Here is a 16187-nt window from a genome sequence, read left to right on the forward strand (position 1 = left end):
TATAGAACTGGATGAAAGTATCTGATTTTTTAGAACTCTACCGCCTCGACAGCGTGGTGCAAACCATTGCCGAGCGCCTGAAAGCCAATAACGCGTACCGCCTGCAATTAAAAGGCCTTGCCGGCAGCCTGGATGCCGTGCTGGCCTCGGCGGTGTATACCATCAATCACCAGCACCAACTCTTTGTGTTACACGACCGGGAGGAGGCCGCTTATTTTTACACCGACCTCAAAAATCTGCTCGGCGACACGCAGGAAGTGCTGTTGTTCCCCACTTCTTACAAGCGCCCTTATAGCTTCGACGATACCGAGAACGCCAACATCCTCATGCGGGCCGAGGTGCTCAACCGCCTCAACCAGAAAACCGGCAAAGGCGAGCTCATCGTAACCTACCCCGAAGCGCTGACGGAGAAAGTGATCAACAAAAAATCGCTGGTGGAGAACACGCTGGGCGCCAAAGTGGGCGAAAAGCTGGATGTCAATTTCCTGAGTGAGATGCTGGCCGAGTATGGCTTTGAACGTACCGAGTTTGTGTACGAAGCCGGCCAGTATGCCGTGCGCGGAGGCATTGTGGACGTATTTTCCTACGCCAACGACCTGCCCTACCGCATCGAGCTTTTCGGCGACGAGATCGAAAGTATCCGCACTTTCGACCCCGACACGCAGCTGAGCGTGGAGACCAAGAAAGCGATCTCCATCATTCCGAACGTGCAAACCAAGCTCTTACAGGAAACACGCGAGGCCTTTCTGGATTACCTGCCCGAAAACACGAATATCTGGTTCAAGGACATCCGCCAGACGCTGGACGTAATCGAGGAATATTTCGAAAAAGCCTCGTTTGCGTTTGAGAAGATGCTGGCCGGCAGCGGCGGCACCCAAATTGTGTCGGACCCCGAGCAGCTGTTCCAGACGCAGAAGCAGTTTAAAAAGCTGTTAGATAACTTCAACGTCATCGAGATCGGCAAGCGCTTTCACTTTAAAACAGCCGAGATCATACAGCTGCAGGTCAAGCCGCAGCCTTCTTTCAACAAGGATTTCAAACGGCTGGTAAAAGATCTGCACGAGCACCAGGGCGACGGCTTTGTCAACATCATCGCCACCGATTCGCCGCGCCAGATCAACCGCCTCACCATGATCTTTGATGAACTGGACCACGACGTGCGGTTCCAGCACCTGCCGGTTTCGTTACGCGAAGGCTTCATCGACCAGACCCTCAAGATCACCTGCTACACCGACCACCAGCTCTTCGACCGTTTTTACCAGCACAAGGCCAAGGAAGGTCATTCCAAATCCAAAGCCATGACGCTGAAAGAGCTGCGCTCGCTGCAGCCTGGCGATTACGTGACGCACGTGGATTACGGCATCGGGCGTTTTGCGGGGCTGGAGAAAGTGGAGGTGGGCGGCCGTTTGCAGGAAGCGATCCGGCTGGTATACCGCGACGATGATCTGCTCTACGTCTCTATCCACTCGCTGCACAAGATCTCAAAGTATAGCGGCAAGGAAGGCGGCCCGCCAAGTATGAGCAAGCTGGGCTCGCCGGAATGGGAGAACAAGAAAAAGAAGGTCAAGAGCAAAGTAAAAGACATTGCGCATGAGTTGATCTCGCTTTACGCCAAGCGCAAGGCCGCGCCGGGCTATGCTTATACCCGCGACGGCTTTCTACAGGCCGAGCTCGAATCGTCGTTTATTTACGAGGATACGCCCGACCAGGCAAAATCGACTGAAGATGTGAAAGCCGACATGGAGCAGCCGCACCCCATGGACCGCCTCGTGTGCGGCGACGTGGGTTTCGGCAAAACCGAGGTGGCCATACGGGCTGCTTTCAAAGCGGCCTGCGACGGCAAGCAGGTGGCTATGCTGGTGCCCACTACCATACTGGCCATGCAGCATTACCGCACTTTCCACCAGCGGCTGGAGCAGTTCCCCGTTACCGTGGACTATATCAACCGCTTTAAAACGGCCAAGGACACAAAGGAAACACTCAAAAAACTGGCAGAAGGTAAGATCGATATCCTGATTGGCACGCACCGCATCGTGAGCAAGGATGTCAAGTTCAAAGACCTGGGCCTGATGATCGTGGACGAGGAACAGAAGTTCGGCGTAAAAACCAAAGAGAAGCTGCGCGAGATGAAGATCAACGTGGATACACTCACGCTCACGGCCACGCCGATTCCGCGCACGCTGCACTTCTCGCTGATGGGTGCCCGCGACCTGAGCGTAATTGCCACGCCGCCGCCCAACCGCCAGCCGGTAAAAACAGAGCTCCACGTGTTCGACGAAACGCTAATCCGCGACGCGGTGGTGTATGAGATGAAGCGCGGCGGGCAGGTCTTTTTCGTGCATAACCGCATCAAAGATATCGAGGAAATTGCCGCCATGATCCTGCGCCATGTGCCCGATGCCAAAGTAACCTACGCCCACGGCCAGATGGAGCCCGAAAAGCTCGAAAAGCGCATGATGAAGTTTGTGAACGGTGAGTATGACGTGCTGGTGAGCACCAACATCATCGAATCGGGCCTCGATATTGAGAACGCCAATACCATTATCATCAACCGCGCCCACATGTTCGGCCTCTCGGACCTGCACCAGATGCGGGGCCGCGTGGGCCGCTCCAACAAAAAAGCGTATTGCTATTTGCTCACCCCGCCGGTAGCCGGCCTGCCAAGCGACGCGCGCAAGCGCCTGAGCACGCTGGAAGAGTTCTCGGATCTGGGCGAAGGCTTCAAGATCGCCATGCGTGACCTGGACATACGCGGCGCAGGTAATCTGCTGGGCGGCGAGCAAAGTGGTTTTATCACCGATCTGGGTTTTGAGATGTACCACCAGGTGCTCGACGATGCCATCAAAGAACTGAAAGAAACCGAGTTCCGCGACCTGTTCCTCAAAGACAACCTGGAGCAGTTCATTGAGCCTGTGCGCGAGTGCTCGATCGAAACAGATATGGAAGTGCTGATTCCGGACTGGTATGTGAGCAACATCTCCGAGCGCCTGAACCTCTACAGCAAGCTCGATGGCACCAAAGACATGGAGGAGCTCGAAAAGCTGCGCGACAACATCGTGGACCGCTTTGGCCCGCTGCCTGAGGAGGTACAGAAGCTGATCGACATTGTAAAGCTGCGCTGGCAGGCCCAGCAACTCGGTTTCGAGAAGCTTACCATCAAAAAGGAAGTGATGAAAGGCTACATTCCGTCCGAGAACAACGATGCTTATTTCCAGTCCGATATCTTTGGCAACATCCTCAAGTATGTGCAGCAGCATTCGCGGCACTCGCGCCTGAAAGAGGCCAAGCACAAGCTGGTGGTGACCGTGGAGGATATCCGAAGTATAAAAGAGGCAAAAGATGTGTTCGAAGGCTTCGGCATAAAAGAACCTGCCTCTGCCTGACCCTTGCCCTTGCTCCGGCAAAACCAGGTATAAACCCACATCGTACGCCATACAGGCAGGCGGTGTGGGTTTTTGCTTTCTTCAGCAACCTGCTTCACTGCAAATACACGCCCCCTGTTAAAGCGTATTCATATTTAATATTGATGTGATACTGTTTTTTACTTACCTTACTAAGCGTTGCCCTAGCAGCATACACCGCACGACGTATGAGACATCACATGCTTGAAAACAAAACAGCACCTCTTATCTCCTTAGAGCCGGTTTTTCGTGCGCTGCCCGGGCTATACATGCTGTTGTCGCCTACGTTTATCATTCTCGATATCACCGACGCTTACATCCGCACTACTCGGGGCGACCGCGCTGGCCTGCTGAACCGAAACATCCTGGATTCGCTGGAGGATGTGCCACAAGCCGGCAACGTGACCACCAGAATGCTCCTGGAAGCCTCGCTGCAGCACGTGCGCCAGCACCGGGAACCTCATACCATGGACACGCTTACCTTTGAGATCCCGTTGCCTGCTGCGCAGGGCGGCGGTACCGAAGAGCGGTTCTGGCATACGTCCCATACGCCGGTTTTTGACCAGCAGGGCGAGTTGGCCTACATCCTGCACGAGACCCGCGACATAACCGAGCAGGTGCGCCTGGAGCAGGAAAAGATCTTTAGCCGGGAGCAGCTCACCTTACTCTCTACTGCATTGGATGCCGTAGCCTGGGAGTATGACATAGTGCACAACAAAATGCATTGGGGCCAGGGCTTGCAGGAAGTGTTCGGCTACACACCCGAGGAAATGGGCCCGGGCGGCGAATCCTGGGATGACCGCGTGCACCCGGCCGATTTCCCAGCCATCCGCGACAGCATTAACCAGGCGACCGCCAGCGGCAGCAAGATATGGAGTGGCGAATACCGCTTCCGCAAAGCCGACGGCACCTATACCCATGTGTTGGACCAGGGCTACATTGTGTACGACAGCAACCGGAAGCCGATCCGTACCATCGGGTCCATCATCGATCTGGCTAAAAGCAAACGGGCCGAAGACTCCCTGCAGGAAAGCCAGGACCGTTTTCGCCACCTTCTGGAAATATTGCCCCACATGGCCTGGACAGCCGACGCCAAAGGCCGCGTAACTTACTTTAACGATAATTGGTACAGCTACACCGGCATGCCCCCGGGCCAGACAGATGGCTGGGTAAACATGGTCCACCCCGAAGACACCGCCCAGCTCCTAACGGCCTGGAGCGAGGCCATCGCTCTCGGTACGATGTATGAGCAGGAGTACCGCATCCGCAACTGCCTGGATGGCAGCTACCATTATTTTCTGGAACGGGCCATGCCCATGTTTGATAACGAGGGCAAGGTCAAGATGTGGATCGGCACCTTTACCGACATAGAAGACCAGCGCCATACCGTAGAGCAGCTGGATTTAAAAGACCAGCAGCTGCATAACATCCTGAACCTGTCGCCGGCGCACCTGTGCCTGCTGCACGGCCCCGAGCACATGTGCCAGTATGTCACCCCCGGCGTGTACCAACTCTACGGCAACCGCCGGTACCTGGGGCTCACCGCCCGCCAGATATGGCCCGAGCTGCAGCCCCTGGGTTTCTTCGACCTGCTGGACCAGGTATATCAGAAAGGTGATACCGTTCAGCTGACGGAACTGAAAATACCCATAGACCGCTACCAGAACGGCAAACCCGAGAATGCCTATTTTAACTTTAAATATCAGCCCCTGCTGGATAACAAAGGAGAGCGGGAGGGCGTTCTTATATCAGCCATAGAGGTGACGGAGCTGGTAGAGATGAAGCGCAAAGCAGCAGCGCTGGAAAAAGAACTGCAGCAAAGATCATAGCCTGCATAAGGGCCATGTACCAGGTTTATACTTAAGATTCAGCATACCATCAGGCACTAACTTTACGAATGGAAAACACAGTTGGCTTGCAGCCAGAACCAGATTACCACCAGCTCTTTGCGTGTTTACCAAGTTTATGTGTGCTGCTGTCTCCTGAACTAAAAGTGCTATCCGCAACAGACGCGTACCTGAAAATGATCGCCGCATCGCGGAAAGAGTTTACCGGAACGTATTTCCCTGCCTTTTTTGCCAGCTACCCTACCGGCGCCAACCCTACCTTACAGGAGCGTTTTGAGCGGGCGTGCCGTTTGGTGCTGGCCGAAAAGAAAGCCCATGCGTTGCCCGGGCTTCTGCTGCACGGCGCGGGCACAACCGGCAACCGCTGCTGGCACGTTACCGGCAAACCTGTACCTGATACTACCGGCGAGGCATCGTACCTGCTGCTGGAGATCAGCGAAGTGATGGCCGCATTGCCGCAGGAGGCTGAATTCCAACATCCGCAAGCCGGCACCCCGCCGAAAGCAGGTATAGACGACAGCGCCATGTGGGAATGCGATATCCCGAACAAAAAACTGACCTGGACCGAGGCGTACAAAGAACTATTCGGCTACACGGACGCGGACCTGCAACAGACGCTGCAGGATTCCCTGGCTCAGATCCACCCGGAGGATGCAGCGCGCGTTACCCAATCCTTTGCCGATATCTTTGCCTTAAACAGCAAACAGTTTACCCTCGAATATCGCTTCCGCAAAGCCGACGGCACCTATACGAGGGTTCGGAACCACGGCTATAGTATGTATGATACTGCAGGAAAGCCCGTACGCCTGATCGGTTCTATCCTGGACCTGCGCAAACACCGCGCACAGGAGCAGGAACTGCAGGCCAGCACCCAGCGCTTTGAACGCGTGGCCAAAGCCACCAACGATGTTATCTGGGACTGGAACCTGCGGGACGATAGCATCTGGTGGAACGATGGCTTCCAGACCCTGTTCGGCTACCCCAAAGAAGAAACCTACACCGCTGACTCCTGGATAAGCCACCTTCACCCCGACGATGCCGAAGCGGTGAAAGCCTCGATATACAACGTAATTGATGGCGGCGAAGAAAACTGGTCTGCCGAGTACCGCTTCTGTTGCGCCGACGGCAGCACAAAGCTGGTGCTGGACAAAGGCTATGTTATCCGCCAAAAAGACGGCACCCCCGTGCGCATGGTGGGCGCTATGATAGACATAACCGAGAAAAGGCGCGCCGAACAGAAGATCCGCCAAAACAATGCCCACACCCGGCAGGTACTCGAATCGCTGCCGCTCCTGGTCTGGACCGCATCGCCGGACGGATCGCTGCAGTATTTCAGCCAGCGCTGGTACGACTATACTGGTACTACTTTTGAGCAGATAAAAGCGCAGGGGTGGTCTGCCATACTTCACCCCGATGATATGGAGCACACCGACAGGCTGTGGCGCGAGGCACTTTCGTCGGGCAAGGACCTGGTAATAGAAAACCGCTGGAAGTCGGCCCAGGGCGGCACGTACCGCTGGTTCCTGGTGCGTAGCGTGCCCATCCGCGATAGCGAGGGAAAGATCACCAGCTGGGTAGGCACCCATACCGACATTGAGGCCCAGAAGCAGATGATGCTGGCCCTGGAGGAAAGCAACCAGAAGTTCCGCTTTCTGGCCGAGTCTATTCCGCAGATGATCTGGACGGCCCTGCCCGATGGCTACCACGACTACTTTAACCGGCGCTGGACAGACTACACCCATTTATCGGTGCAGGAAGGCCGCGATATGAACTGGCTCATGATGCTCCACCCCGACGACCGGGCACGCACAAAAGAACGCTGGCAATACTCCCTCGACACCGGTGCCTTTTACGAGGCCGAGTTCCGGATAAAGAATGGCTCCAGCGATATTTACAGGTGGTTTCTGGGGCAAGCCATGCCCATGCGCGACCAACAGGGCAATATTGTAAAATGGTTTGGCTCCTGCACTGACATTGAAGACCACAAACGGGCCGAAGAAGAACTGATAGAAAAGAACCTCGAACTGGCCCACATCAACCAGGACCTGGACAGCTTTGTATACACGGCTTCGCATGATTTAAAGCTCCCGGTCATCAACATGGCTACTATCTTTGAAGAGCTGGTGGCCTCGGCCAGCTTTACCGACCCGGACGCGCACAAGATGATCGGCATGTTCAACAAATCGCTGCAGCAGCTCCATAACACCATCAACGACCTCTCGGAGGTAGTGAAGGTGCAGAAAGAGAAGACCCGCCACGTGGAACAGGTAAACCTGCAGGAGATAACCGACGAGGTATCCGTCAGCCTGCAGGATAATCGCCTGGACACAACTATTAGTGTGACCACCGATTTTACGGCCATCGCTGTGGTGCCCTTTCCCCGCGCCAGCCTGAAGAGTGTGATCTACAACCTGCTCAGCAACGCCATCAAGTATAAAGTGCCCGGACGCCTGCCGGAAGTACACTTAAGCACAGCGCTGAAAGGCGATTTCGTACAACTAAAAGTAACCGATAATGGTTTAGGAATTGACATGGCCAGGCACCAGGACAAGCTGTTCCAGATGTTTAAGCGCTTCCACAGCCATGTGAACGGCTCGGGGCTGGGGCTATACATCGTTAACAGGTTACTGGCCAACCACGGGGGGTATATTACCATTGAAAGCACCCTGAACGAGGGGACTACATTTTACTTATACTTTAAACAAAAGAAGGCCTTGCCTGCCGCATAAAATATGAAGACTGTAAACACAATTCTACTGATTGACGACGACGAAACAACCAACTATCTGAACCACCGGTTGCTCTCGCGCATGAACGTAGCACCAGACATCCGCATCGTAACCAATGGCGAAGAAGCGCTCGGGTACCTGGAAAAAGCGTATACCGGTACCGAAGATTATCCGCTTCCCGACCTGATCCTGGTAGACATCAAGATGTCGGTAATGGATGGCTTTGAGTTCCTGGAGGAGTACAGCAAGTTTCCGGAAGACAAAAAGAAAGATACCGTAATGCTGATGCTGACCTCCTCGGCCAGCTTCTATGACCTTGAAAAACTGAAAGGATTTCCGGATGTGCGGCAGCACTTTTCCAAACCCCTCACCGAAGGCGACGTGCGGGATATCCTGCACGAATACTTCAAGTAAAAAACTCTTTAAAAACCACGCGCTCAGCACCCTTCCGCCCGCCCGGAAGGGTGCTTTCTGTTTAGTCCGTTAGCGGGGCCGCTCCAACAATAGCGCCGGAACACCGTACAAATCAGTATCCGCAGCAGCGGATGTAACTATTGTAAACGTACCTAAAAAACCCCTAACGCTATGACAGACAACGCAGGAGAAAACAGCAAGATCGGTGGTGAAAACCAACGCATCGGCCAGCAATTATACAAAAAGGACCAGGAGCAACAACAGCGTTACGGCTATCGTGGCGATCATAACCAGAAGTGGGACGAAGGCAATTACTTCCACACCGGCCTCAGCACCCATGGAGCCCAGGACCGCGGCAATTACCCACAGGGTGGCAGCAGCCATACTTCCTACAACCAGGGACAAAATGCCCATCCCGGCGACCACTATGGCAGCCGCTCCGACAGCCCCTACCGCAACGAGCAATCGTTTATAAACCACGGTAACCGCGAAGGGCAAGGCAGCTATAACCAGTACGGTGGCTTTGTAAGCGGATCGCGCCCCGGCAACCTGCACGACGAGAACTCCTACCGCACCGACTCGGGGCGGGAAGGCCCCGGTACCCGCAGCCGTTACAAAGAGGATGATTACCGCTATGGCAGTGGCTCGCATAACTGGTACCGCGAAGGCCGCTACACGCCCGACGATGCCAGTACGCAGCGGCGCGACCCACGTGGCTTCTTTCAGCGCGTAAAAGACGGCTGGAACGACATCATGCACTCCGACGATCCCAACTACACCCCGCATGACTACTCCAGCCACGACCGCTTTGACCGCGAGCGCCGCGGATCGGAAGTATACCGGGACCGCAATTTTAACAGAGGATATGAAAGCGGCCCCCGCTGGGCAGATGAGTCAGACACCGGCCACGACAGGTATTCCGATGATACCGACAGAACGCAGCGCTACCGCAGGTAGTGCTGGAAAAAGGCGAATAGCCCGCAGCGCTATCCTTTAAAACAAAAGCCGGTCATTACAGCCGGCTTTTGTTTTATACCTGCACCGGCTCAAACCTCCTCCTCATCACCCCGTACAAATAAGCAATCATCCCTTGTTCCATTTAATTACGCAGCGTATGCACTACGATGAAAACGAGCCCAGGCACCCCCGCTACCGGGAGCAACCACCACAGCGACAGCGGGAGCAGCCACCGCATTATGAGGAAGATCATTTTAATGATTTCAGAAGCCGCTGGGGAGACCCTGCACCATTATTTTCCAGGAACCGAAACGAGTGGCACGAACAAAGCCACCCACCAGGAGAAGGCCGCCTGAACCGCCACGAAGAATGGCAGCACAGCCAGCCCCGGCAGGCAGGCCGCGACTGGCAGCAGGAATACAGCGACAGGCCCCGGCCCTGGCAACAGCAGGACGAATATTTCCATAACAGCAACCAGCACGCAAACGACCGCTGGCAGTACGACCATGCCATGCCTTACCCTACTTACCGCCACGAACGGCAGTTGCCACCCGACGAGTATTGGGACGACCGCTTACGCTAAGTAAACCTCCTACTTCCCGGCACGGGCTTATGCCCGTGCTTTTTTGTGCCCGGCACAGTGGTCATCACACCATTTCCCGACCCGTTTATGAAGTTACCCCGGGCGGTTTGCATTCCGGATGTTACAGCGTTTTACGCCGGCTGTTCCTTCCTTAAAGTATAGGTTGTACCTTTGCATCAGATTCTGACATAATGGAGGGACTGGAAGATTTACTGCAACAGGTGCGGGCCTGCCGTATCTGCGAAGAACACCTGCCACTGGGCCCGCGCCCGGTGCTACACGCCAGCGCTACGGCCAGGCTGCTGATTGTAGGGCAGGCGCCCGGCACCAAAGTACACGCCAGCGGCATCCCCTGGGATGACCAGAGCGGCAAGCGCCTGCGGCAATGGCTGGGCATCACGCCTGAAGTGTTTTACGATGCCTCCAAGATCGCCATCATCCCGATGGGTTTCTGCTACCCTGGCAAAGGCAAAAGCGGCGATCTGCCCCCGCGGCCCGAATGCGCCCGGCACTGGCACCAGCAACTGTTGCCCCTGTTGCCCGCCGTCGAGCTCACGCTGCTGATTGGCAAGTATGCCCAGGACTATTTCCTGCAAAAAACGGCCCACGCCACCTTAACCCAAACCGTAGCCCACTGGCCCGAGTACCTGCCGCGCTACATGCCGCTGCCGCATCCATCGCCCCGCAACCAGTTCTGGCTCCGCCACAACCCCTGGTTTGAGGCCGACGCGGTGCCGGCACTGCAGCAGCTGGTTGGAGCGCTTCTTTCGTAAACTTATACATCCTGTTTCCGTTGCAGCATAGACCCTCGCTTTCAACTTTCTATCCCGCATGATCAACTACCCCAGCAGCAAGTTACCTGATGTAGGAACAAGCATTTTTACGGTGATGTCGGCGATGGCCAACGAGCACCAGGCCATCAACCTCTCGCAGGGCTTTCCGGATTTTAACTGCCCCGAGCCGCTGATTGACCTGGTGAACAAGTATATGCGCGAAGGCTTTAACCAGTATGCACCCATGGCCGGCGTGCCAAAGCTGCGCGAAAAGATCAGCCTGAAAACCGCGCGCCTGTATGGCTACCAACCCGATCCTGACACTGAGATCACCGTAACCACCGGCGCAACCGAGGCCTTGTTTGCAGCCATTATGGCCGTAGTGAAACCGGGCGATGAAGTGGTGGTGCTGGAGCCCTGTTATGACGCGTATGCACCGGCCATCCGGCTGAGCGGCGGCTCCCCGATCTATGTGCCGCTGGCGCTACCCGATTTCCATGTGGACTGGGACCTGGTGCGCAAACGCATCTCCTCCCGCACGCGGCTACTCATCATCAACACGCCCCATAACCCCACCGGCGCGGTAATGACCAAAGCCGACCTGGAGAAACTGGCTAGCCTGACCGAGGGCACCGACATACTTGTAATAAGCGACGAAGTATACGAGCACATGGTGTTTGATGGCCAGGAGCATGTCAGCGCGCTGCAGATCGAATCGTTGCGCGCCCGCAGTTTTGTTATTTCATCGTTCGGCAAAACCTACCATACCACCGGCTGGAAAATTGGCTACGCTATTGCCCCGGCGCCGCTCACGGCCGAGCTGCGCAAAATGCACCAGTTTATCACTTTCAGTTCTGTTACGCCCCTGCAGCTGGCCATCGCCGATTTTCTTGACCACGAGGAGCATTACCTCGCATTACCGGCTTTTTACCAGCAGAAGCGCGATTACTTTCTGGCGCAGCTACAGGATGCCCGCTTCACGTTCACGCCCTCGCCGGCCACCTATTTTCAGCTGGTCAGGTATGATGCCCTAACGGATGCCTATGATGTAGACTATGCCAGGCAACTGGTGCAGCAGGCGGGCGTGGCAGCCATACCTGTTTCCGCTTTTTACCACAACAAAACAGACCACAAATACCTGCGCTTTTGCTTTGCCAAAGGCGAGGACACGTTGCGCACGGCCGCAGCGCGGCTGGTCCGGTTGTAGGTCTAATTGTTTGATTGTTGCATTTTGAATGGCTAAATTGCTAACACTATAGCCATTCAAATCCTGAAAAGCTTGGTTCTATTCATCATTCGCAATTCATAATTAAAAACAACATGGATCTTCGGGTAACGATCGTACAAACCGAACTACACTGGCAGGATGCTGCTGCAAACCGCCACATGTTCTCCGCCAGGCTGGCAGCCGCCGCGCCCGCTACCGACCTGATCGTGCTGCCCGAGATGTTTACCACCGGCTTTAGTATGAGCGCCCCGGACTTAGCCGAAGAAACAGAAGGCCCTACCCTGGCTTGGATGCGGCAGGAGGCAAAACAGCACCAGGCTGTTATAACCGGCAGCGTGATCGTGAAGGAAGGGGATAACTACTATAACCGCCTGTTTTGGGTGCGCCCCGATGGCACCTACGCTGCTTATGACAAGCGCCACCTGTTCCGGATGGCCAACGAGCACCATACTTATACGCCCGGCCAGGAGCGATTGGTAGTGGAGCTGCAGGGCTGGCAGATCTGTCCGCTGGTATGTTATGATCTGCGCTTCCCGGTGTGGAGCCGCAACACGGGCAACGCTTACGACCTGCTGCTGTATGTGGCCAACTGGCCCAAAGCGCGCAACCTGGCCTGGAGCACCCTGCTGAAAGCACGCGCCATCGAGAACGTGGCCTATGTGGTAGGCGTGAACCGGGTGGGCACCGACGGCAACGACCATCCGTATTCCGGCGATTCGGCCATTATCCATCCCAAAGGATACGCGTTACTCGAAACCACCGAAGCAGCAGGCATTCATACCTTAACACTAAACAAACAGGAGCTGGACGATTTCCGGCAGGCATTTCCCGCCCACCTGGATGCCGATGCGTTTACTTTGTAGAAAAAGTATTTTATTACCCCACACCAGCCAGTTCGGCTATAGGTTCTTTCTGAAGTATAGGCGGTGAAGTACCGGGTCTAACTACCCCTAGCCTACAGAGCTACACTCGCTAGCTTCGAACTCGCGTTCTCGCTAGTCTAAGGAGAAGAGCCTATTATGGCTGCCTGGGAAGTATAAGCGCTGTAGTTTTAGCTTCATTAGCTTGCTCACAAGATCCTTTCAGGATGACAAAAAAGAAAGAGACAAGGAGAGAAGTTTTATACTTAATACTTAAGCTGAAGTATAAACCTAAGCTATCGAGTTGATCCCAGTCCTTGGGTTGAGCGCCTCGAGAATTTCCGGTGACGAACGCTAGTGAGGCAGCCCGAGGTACGAGGGCAGGAAATGAAAGCAGCGCGATGCCCTTGTCGGGGGGGCCTGCACCCCCAGGACGAGCCCCCGCGGGCTTGGAGCGCACCAAAGCTAGAAATGAAACAAGGCAAGTATAAAACTGCGGAATACAAGTAGCTAATAAGTATGGCCTAAGTATAAAACTGAGGGAAGAACAGCCACCACCAAGTATAGCTGGAACATTATACTTGAAGAATACCCACTATTAAGCATAACCGCTTTTCTCCTGCTACCTGCCAGAACCCACTATTCTTTAACCAGATGTTTCAGTAAAGAAGCTACTGATTTCGGCCAGTGCGTCGGCTTCAGTTTCCACTTGTTTGTAAAGTACCTGGGGTCTTGCCTGCAGCATCCGCTGCAAGCGGGGATGCGGGCCCAGAAGCAACAGCAGCCGGCCTTCCTGTGGCACGAGCAGCTCCTCTATTAGCGGCATCGCTTTCCCAAACTCATTTGCCGTTGCGGCTGCTTTTACCAGCACCACGGTTTTGCCGGCCTCGTGCAGCAGCCGCAGCGCATAATGTAACAGTAATTCCGTCGAGCCGGCATCCAGGTCCAGCGTAGCTACCTCGGGCCAGGCCTGTTTTACCTGCGCCACCAGCGGTTGCCCGTAAGCAGCCCCTGCAGAAAGATCGAGAAGCAGGAACGCGCGCATCACCGGACCAGCAATTTAGCACTCACCTGTTCTCCGGATTGCGTTCGGGCACGCACCACATAAACGCCGGCCTTCAGGGCACGCAACGGAATGCTGTGGCTTTGGGTAAAGGTGCCGTGGCTGTATACCTGCCGGCCGATCACATCATACACCACTACCGTAACAGGCGCAGAAGCCCGCACACTGGCCACCTCACGCGTGCCCCGATCAGCAGGGTTGGGGTATACCTGTAGTGTGAGCCCGGCTTCCGGATCGGGAACTACGGCATTGTTTCCGGCCGTTTGCTGCAATAAGTATAAGCCACCTCCCTGCGTGCCGATAGCCAGATACAGGTTAGCATCGCCTCCCAGTGGAGCCGCCGTTATACTTAAGCCCTTGCCCAGTCGGGTGGAGTGCCGTTGTCCTGTCAGGTCATTTTCCAGCACCTTTGTTTCCGGAACAAGTATGGCTTCCAGGGCCAGGTGCCGGGTAAAATCGCGGTAGATGCTCAGGAGTCCCCGGTCATCCACAGTCAGCAGGTCAGATTGGCCGTCTCCGTCCACATCGGCCACGGCCGGACGCAGGTTCCGCAGCATCACCTCCAGGCCGATGGCGCCTACACGGCTGTTTTCCAGCGTAAATGTTGCCTGCTCAAAACTGCCGGTATTCCGGTAAAAGGCCAAGGTGCCGTTTGCTTTGCCCAGCACCAGGTCCTGGTCGCCATCCTCGTCGGCATCAAAAAAGGCCGGGGCATCGCCCGCTTCCAGCAGCATAATGTCGCGGAGGTTGGCAAAATTAAACTGCATGGGCGCACCTTTGACGCCGGCGTTCGGGAGGTAACGCAAGGCCGTTTTTCCTGTTTCTGCTTCCTGGTAGGCCAGCACCAGGTCCAGAAGCCCGTCACCATTCAGGTCTGTAAACCCGGGATTTATACTTTTAAAGTTATTGAAAGACAGGTTCAGGTAATCATCGGTTACCTGCAGAAAGGCGGGCGAAGCGGCAGAGCCAGTGTTTTTGAAGAAGCTGATAGAAGCACTGTAACGGCCGTTGCGCAGGGCGGCATAGTTACCAACAAGCAGATCCAGGTCACCGTCGGCATCCAGGTCGGCAAATGCCGGAAAAGCGCCTTCGCTCAGATCCAGCATCTGGTGCTGCAGAAAATCGTCCTGCACAAAATCAAATACCGGCTTATTCTCGGCTCCCTTGTTCTGATAAAGCCACGTGGATTGCGCCAGGTTGATATCCCTGAGATCGTGCGTGGACTGCGGCGCTACCAGCAGATCGGGAATGCCGTCGAAGGTCACGTCTTCGTAATACGCTGCCGGAAAAATGTTAAAACTGGCCGGCTTAGAAGCCGGAAAGCGGGTGTCAAAACTGCGCATGGCGGCATTGTCGCGGGTGCCCTGGTTGGGCAGCAGCACCAGGTCGTTGCACATCAGCGCCCCCATCAGCAGGTCTTTGTCGTTGTCGGCATCCAGGTCCAGCAGCAGCACCGACGAGCCGCTGTGCCCGGTATGCTGCGGGGCCGCCACCCGGCACTGGGCATTGAATGAAAAGGAATTGCAGCCCTCGCACTCGGTAATGTTTCCCCACCAGTTGGTTTGCTGCACATACTTCAGCGTGCCGCAGGGCAAGCCTTCTTCGGCCTGCATGTTGCGGTAATGCTCCAGGGTATAGCCCTGCGAAAACTCCGCCACCACTATATCCAGATCGCCATCGCCGTCCATATCGGTAATGGCAGGTATATCGCTGCTGTTCATCTGCAGGTTCACGTTGCGGCTGCCGTAGAGCAGCGTTTCTTCGGACAAGGCAAACTTAAGCTGCCCGGCCGGTGCTGCCTCCTGCCGGAACACCCGGATGCCCAGCGGGCTGCTGGTGAAAATATCGGGCTGGCCATCGCAGTCATAGTCGCGCAGCAGCACCCAGTCGTGCAGGTCGGCGGGGAAAAAGACCTCATACGCCGGTGCATAAGTATAGCGCCAGTTACCACCCTCCAGAACCGCCAGCCACGTGTATACTTTCTGCAGCATCCTATCGAAGATGAACAGGTCCGGGTGGCCGTCTTTGTTCAGGTCGATGGTGGAGAACTGGGGCGTGTTGAGGCCGCCGCTCCACGGGTCGGGAAGCGGGCCGGCGGACGTTGTGACCGGCACGTCGGTGCGCAGCCGGAACTGCAGCGAGTCCTGGGCCAGGGCAGCTGTAGCCGCCCAGCAGACCAATAACAAAGTATAGATGTTCTTCATAGTTTGCCCGGGCGGCAACGTTTCTTCCTTACAGCCCCAGATTTTGCACGATGGAAACAGGCAGCGCTGTCGCTTTTCGGGATTTGCGTGTATATTGCCACTGCGCCGGCAGCGCCTGGTGTATACCT

Annotated in this window: 11 protein-coding genes; 9 read left to right on the top strand and 2 right to left on the bottom strand. The window is 55.5% G+C overall.

Annotated elements, in window-relative coordinates:
* Positions 1 to 11 precede the first annotated feature (11 nt).
* From mfd to LWL52_RS14425, 9 genes are all read left to right on the top strand, one after another.
* Positions 12 to 3383 carry a transcription-repair coupling factor gene (gene mfd, locus LWL52_RS14385; RefSeq protein ID WP_242921096.1) on the top strand — a complete coding sequence of 1124 codons (3372 nt, stop codon included), beginning with the start codon at positions 12 to 14 and terminating at the stop codon, positions 3381 to 3383.
* A 206-nt stretch (positions 3384 to 3589) separates the two neighbouring features.
* Positions 3590 to 5230, top strand: a complete 1641-nt coding sequence (locus LWL52_RS14390) for a PAS domain-containing protein (protein ID WP_242921099.1) — start codon at positions 3590 to 3592, stop codon at positions 5228 to 5230.
* A 68-nt stretch (positions 5231 to 5298) separates the two neighbouring features.
* Positions 5299 to 7977 carry a PAS domain-containing sensor histidine kinase gene (locus LWL52_RS14395; RefSeq protein WP_242921101.1) on the top strand — a complete coding sequence of 893 codons (2679 nt, stop codon included), beginning with the start codon at positions 5299 to 5301 and terminating at the stop codon, positions 7975 to 7977.
* A gap of 3 nt (positions 7978 to 7980) precedes the next feature.
* Positions 7981 to 8391, top strand: a complete 411-nt coding sequence (locus tag LWL52_RS14400) for a response regulator (protein ID WP_242921103.1) — start codon at positions 7981 to 7983, stop codon at positions 8389 to 8391.
* Positions 8392 to 8562: 171 nt separating this feature from the next.
* Positions 8563 to 9348, top strand: coding sequence for a hypothetical protein (locus LWL52_RS14405; protein WP_242921105.1), 786 nt, complete (start codon positions 8563 to 8565; stop codon positions 9346 to 9348).
* Between the two features lie 157 nt (positions 9349 to 9505).
* Positions 9506 to 9931, top strand: coding sequence for a hypothetical protein (locus tag LWL52_RS14410; RefSeq protein WP_242921107.1), 426 nt, complete (start codon positions 9506 to 9508; stop codon positions 9929 to 9931).
* A gap of 191 nt (positions 9932 to 10122) precedes the next feature.
* Positions 10123 to 10704, top strand: coding sequence for a uracil-DNA glycosylase family protein (locus tag LWL52_RS14415; RefSeq protein WP_242921109.1), 582 nt, complete (start codon positions 10123 to 10125; stop codon positions 10702 to 10704).
* A 58-nt stretch (positions 10705 to 10762) separates the two neighbouring features.
* Positions 10763 to 11911: a methionine aminotransferase gene (locus LWL52_RS14420; protein ID WP_242921111.1), complete on the top strand. Its 1149-nt coding sequence runs from the start codon at positions 10763 to 10765 to the stop codon at positions 11909 to 11911.
* Between the two features lie 113 nt (positions 11912 to 12024).
* Complete coding sequence (locus LWL52_RS14425) at positions 12025 to 12795, top strand: amidohydrolase (protein ID WP_242921113.1); 771 nt, start codon at positions 12025 to 12027, stop codon at positions 12793 to 12795.
* A gap of 643 nt (positions 12796 to 13438) precedes the next feature.
* Here LWL52_RS14425 and LWL52_RS14430 read toward each other — a convergent pair.
* Together LWL52_RS14430 and LWL52_RS14435 are read right to left on the bottom strand one after the other, a co-directional pair.
* Positions 13439 to 13840: a hypothetical protein gene (locus tag LWL52_RS14430; RefSeq protein ID WP_437179359.1), complete on the bottom strand. Its 402-nt coding sequence runs from the start codon at positions 13838 to 13840 to the stop codon at positions 13439 to 13441.
* A complete protein-coding gene (locus tag LWL52_RS14435) occupies positions 13837 to 16059 on the bottom strand; it encodes a T9SS type A sorting domain-containing protein (RefSeq protein ID WP_242921115.1) in 2223 nt (740 codons plus the stop codon). Before LWL52_RS14435 ends, LWL52_RS14430 begins: the two co-directional genes overlap by 4 nt.
* Positions 16060 to 16187: the final 128 nt, after the last annotated feature.

The organism is Pontibacter liquoris, assembly GCF_022758235.1.
Taxonomy (GTDB): Bacteria; Bacteroidota; Bacteroidia; order Cytophagales; family Hymenobacteraceae; genus Pontibacter; species Pontibacter liquoris.